At 48.8% G+C, this 5,429-nt stretch carries 1 protein-coding gene; it reads left to right on the forward strand.

The annotated features are described in order from the left end of the window. A partial coding sequence (locus tag QUA47_RS30110; RefSeq protein ID WP_333433518.1) for a CHAT domain-containing protein occupies positions 1-5,429 on the forward strand: 5,429 nt, incomplete at both ends.

Here is a 5,429-nt window from a genome sequence, read left to right on the forward strand (position 1 = left end):
AATATCCGCAATATTTTAGGGCGAGTTGTGGGTGGCGATGCTTCTTATATTAACGGTTTAATTCAAGTAATAGGCGGTAGTTCTAACTTATTTTTGATGAATCCGGCGGGGATTGTTTTTGGTTCCAACGCTCAACTGAACGTGCCTGGTTCATTCTTGGCAACGACAGCAACCGGAATCGGATTTGGCAACAATTGGTTTCAGGCAGTTGGCGTTAATGAATACGCTATGCTGATAGGAACGCCAAGCATTTTAAATTTTGGTACAGCTCAGCCAGGGGCGATCGCAAATTTCGGTCACCTGCGCGTACCTAACGGGCAAACGCTAGCTTTAATAGGCGGAACAGTTTTCAGCCCCGGTACTTTGTCAGCACCGTCCGGGCAAATTGCGATCGCATCGGTGCCCGGAGAAAACTTAGTCCGCATTTCTCAAGCAGGGCATCTGCTGAGTTTAGAAATTTCCCCCTCTTCTAATCTAGGTTCTGCTTCTGTGCCGTTGAGTCCCCTCACCCTGTCCCAACTGCTGACAGGGGGTAGCAGCAATGCTACAGGCGTTACAGTTAACAGCGACGGAAGCGTACAGCTAACGAATTCAGACTTGCGGGTAGAAGCTGGCGATGTGGCGATCGGCGACACTCAGGCAACAGGTGCGAACCAAAATTTAGCAGTGTCTGCTCAAACGGCTACAGTGTCAGCCGCGCGTAACCTGACCCTAGTAAACAGGCAATTACAAACAGCCGGTGACTTGAAATTGCAAGCGGGGGAAGCTGTCCGCATTCGCGACAGCGTGGCTAACTCTTTTGTTACTGATGTGGGTGGAAACCTAACCGTGCAGGGCGGTCAAATAGACATCCAGGCTCGCAATCACTCCCAAAGCTTACTGAGCGCTGACGGCCGCATCACACTTACCAGTAACGGTACTGTATCCGGTGATGCCCTCTTCAGAGCTAGCAGCGATTTCTCAATTGCTACACTTCAAGGTAGCCCCGGCAACTTGGCAAGTTCAGGCGGTTCTACGATCGTCTCAGGCGGAAACGTCACTTTTGGTAATTACACAGGCGCTTCTCTGGGAGTGCAAGCCCAAGGCACGATCGCATCCGGTGATATCGCAATCAGTTCCGCATCTAGCGATCGACCGCAGTTAGTTTTTACGGCTGGCAACCTACCCACTGCCCTCACTGGAAACAGCACTTTAGCACCCGCCAGTTCTTCACCTGCGAGCATTCAAGTTGGCAATATCGCGATCGCAGGTTCAGTTTTTTTAGGCGCCGCAAACAGCATTCAAGCAGCATCCATTACTTCAAATGGCGGAGATCTTGCGCTGGTAGCGTCCGGGGACATCGCAGCGGAAAACCTGGATACTTCGACTTTAACGGGCAATGCCGGCAATATTACCATCTACAGCACCGGGGGAAGCATCAATACGAGCGCCAGCACCTTGAACGCTTCCTCGATAGTCGGTAACGGTGGGTCAGTTTTGCTATATGGGACAAACGCGATCGCCGCCGGTGGAATTACAACCTCTAGCTTCCTTGGAAACGGAGGCAAAGTCACCCTTTATGGAGAAGGCAACATCAGTGCCGGCAACATCGACACTAGCGGAATCAGGGCAGGGGAGATCAGTTTGCTTAGCAATCGAGGTGCGATCGACATCGGCGCCGAGACGCTGAACGCGAATGGTGGCAGCGGAGGGGGCAACATCTCTCTCAATGCTTACGGCAATATAGCAACGGGAAATATTTTCTCTAGTGGTGGCAACATTACCCTCAGCAGTCAAGCAGGTGCGATCGGCGTCGGCAATCTCAACTCTGGCAGCGGCAACGCAGGTGGCGATGTAGGGCTTGTGGCATTTGGTAGTATAGCAGTCGGCAACATTGCCTCAAACGGTGGCAGTATCAGCCTCAATAGTCTCAGCTTCAACAACAGCAGTATCAGCGCCAGAAATTTTGATTCGAGTTCTAACACAGGAGTGGGAGGCGCGATCGAACTCAAAGCTGGTGGGGGTGATACTGGAGGTGACATTGTGACTGGTAATATAACCTCCGGTGGCGGTCGCATTTATGTGTTTAATGATGGTTACTTTAACGCTGGCAATATTACCCTAAATTCCAGCTATAGCGGTGGAGTAGGAGGTCAGATCAAAGTAAATGCAGGGCCTGTAACTCTTGGAAATGTCATTTCTGGAGGTGGCTTGATTGATTTATTTATTCCAGGCGATCTCAACGTCAGCGGGGCGATCAATTCTAGTTCTAGCACGGGGAAAGGTGGCGCAATCGAGATTAAAGGAGTCAATGTTAGCGTCAGAGATATTATTTCCGGCGATAGCGCGATTAGTTTTCGGAATGAGCCACTTGGGGGAATCACGCTCAATATGGGCGCTTTAAATTCTACATCTACCCAAGGGAGGGGTGGCAATATTGAGATTAGGTCGGGTCGTTTAACTACTGTAGGCAACATAACTTCTGGGGGTAGCGCCATTCTCCTTCAAGCAGAATCCAGTCTTAGCGCCACCGGAGACAGAATAGATTCGAGCACGAGCGCAGGAGTTGGCGGTAATATTGTAATCCGCTCCTACAAAGACGTCACTGTAGCGGGTTCTATCTTTTCTGGAGGGGGCAACATCAGTTTGCTCAGCTCTGGTGACAGTATTAATGCCAAAAACAGCTTCCTCACCTCTGTCGCTCCGATGGGTATACCAGATGGAAACATCACTTTGCAAGCCTTGGGCGCGATCGCTCCGGGTACTATCCTGACCTATGAGGGTAAGATTCGCCTCGCTACTAGCAGCAATAACCCCAACAGCATTGATACCACTGGCAGCCGATTAATATCTCTGACCGATCCTACCCTTGTTTTGGGCAGTCCACGATTAGAGATTGAGCGAGCTTTCGGCTTTGGGAGTGGTGGGTTAGCTCCCCTACTACCGCCAGAACCGCCAACAATTGCTGCACTCGCACCACCTGGGATTCAATTCCCTGCGATCGCACCTCTAGGCTCAGGTGTATCGCAACCAGATAATCCTGATAATCCTTCCTCTGGGCTAGCTCCCACGCTGCCGCCAGAAATGGGCGTGCCAGAACCATTAGAAGTTCCTTCATCTGGGTTAGCTCCCACGCTGCCTGCAGAAAGGGGCGTGCCAGAACCATTACGTCTCCCAACCATCACACCATTCGTACCAACCCTTGCAAATTCAGATGCGATACCAACTGCGGCAGCCACTGTACCTGTCTCAGTGCAAGTCTCTAATACACAGCCAGGAACTCCTAATACCCTTGCCGCTCAACAATTGAGCCAGCTTAATGGCGATCGAAATCGCGAACCGCAAAACTTAGCAAGTCTGACACCGAGTGCGGCTCAATGCTTAACTGAGGAACAATTACTGGGGCAGCAACCAGGATTGCCTCTCCAGACTGCGCCAAAAGACTACAGCAAAGCGATCGCCTGCTACCAGCAGAATTTAGAGCTGGCGAGACTCTCCCGCGATCGCGCTAGGGAAGGCTACGCGCTCAACAATCTAGGCGCGACTTACTACGCGATCGGAGATTATGAAAAAGCAATTTCTTACCACCAGCAGCGCTTAGCACAAGCTGAATCCAGGGCCGATTTATTGGGAAAGGGACAAGCTTTTATTGGTTTGGGAGCTGCTTACGGCGCGATTGGCAATTATAAAAAAGCGATCGAATACTACGAGCAAAGTTTGGAAGTAGCCCACTCCCTAAAATCGGCTGATTTAGAAGCGAGTATCCTAAGAAATTTGGGATTAGTTTATTACGCTAAGAAAGAGTATACAAGGGCAGTAGAATATCAAGAGCAAAGTTTAGCCATCGCTAAACAGCAGCGCGATCGCCGAGGCGAAGCTCTTGCTTTGAGCAATTTAGGATTAGCACACTATTCCCTAACCGATTATGCCAAAGCAATTGATGAGCAGAAACAAAGTTTAGCGATCGCCTCAGCACTGGGCGATCGCTTCGTTCAAGGTCGTGCTCTAGAGAATTTAGGAATTGCTTACTATGCTGTCAAAAATTATCGTCAAGCGATTGAGTCTCACCAACAAAGTTTAGCCATTGCCAGAGAACTGAGCGATCGCCACGCTGAAGGCCGCGCACTCAGCAATTTAGGTGACGCTTTCGACAAAGCAAAGCAACCAGCAGAAGCTATCAAATTTTTATTTTCAGCCATTGAAATTTGGGAGTCTCTCCGGTCAAATTTAAATAACAACGATCTCAATTTAGTTTCAATGTTTGAGACCCAAGAAACAAGTTATAGTATGTTGCAAGAAGTGCTGACCAATCAAAATCAGCATGAGAAAGCGCTAGAAATAACAGAGCGGGGACGGGCCCAAGCTTTTGTTAGATTATTGACCAACCGTTTTTCTTCCCAGTCAGGCCAGGCTACCCTAAATTCATCGGAAAATCAAATAAAACCGCTCAAAATCCAGGAAATTCAGCAAATCGCTAAACAACAAAATTCCACTTTAGTTTCTTACTCGATTATCAAAAAAGTTGTAGAAGCTGATGGTCAAAGAAAGCTGCAAGATTCAGAACTTTATATCTGGGTGATGCCGCCGACAGGAAAACTTGAATTTCGTCGCATCAGTTTGAAACGTTTGGTTGAGGAACAAACTGCATTAAAAGCCTTGGTTACTCAAGGTCGTTGCTTCATTCCCAGTTGCCTGCGAAACAAGCAGCGATCCCAACCAACTAGAAATTCCACCGGAACCATGCCTGTTGTCGAGCAACGATTTTTAGACCCGTCATTGCAAGAGCTTTATCAACTACTGATCGAACCAATTGCTGACCTTCTACCTCAAGATCCAGCGTCGCGAATTACCTTTATTCCTCATGAATCTTTGTTCTTAGTTCCCTTTGCCGCGCTGCAAGATACTTCGGGAAAATACTTGATAGAAAAACATACTATTTTAACAGCACCTTCAATTCAAGTGCTGTCTTTAACTAAGAAACAGCAACAGCTTGCTTCAGGAAAAGGTGCGCTAGTCGTTGGGAATCCTACCATGCCAAGTGTTGCCTTTACGACGAACCAACCTCCTCAACAAATGTCATCACTCCCACACGCTGAAACCGAAGCGATCGCGATTGCTCAGCTTTTGAATGCTGAACCGCTTACAGGCGACAAAGCGACAAAAGTAGCAGTTTTACAGCAAATAGAGCGATCGCGCATCGTGCATTTAGCAACTCACGGCATCCTGGATGACGTGGAGGGATTGGGCGTACCTGGAGTCATCGCACTTGCCCCAAGCAAGGGTGACAGTGGTTTACTCACTGCTAGCGAAATTTTCAATTTGAGGTTGAATGCCGAACTCGTCGTTTTGAGTGGTTGCAATACGGGTCGCGGTCGTATTACAGGTGATGGCATCATTGGTTTATCGCGATCGTTTATTGCAGCAGGCGTTCCGAGTGTTGTAGTTTCTCT

Source organism: Microcoleus sp. MON2_D5, from assembly GCF_036701905.1.
Taxonomy (GTDB): Bacteria; Cyanobacteriota; Cyanobacteriia; order Cyanobacteriales; family Microcoleaceae; genus Microcoleus.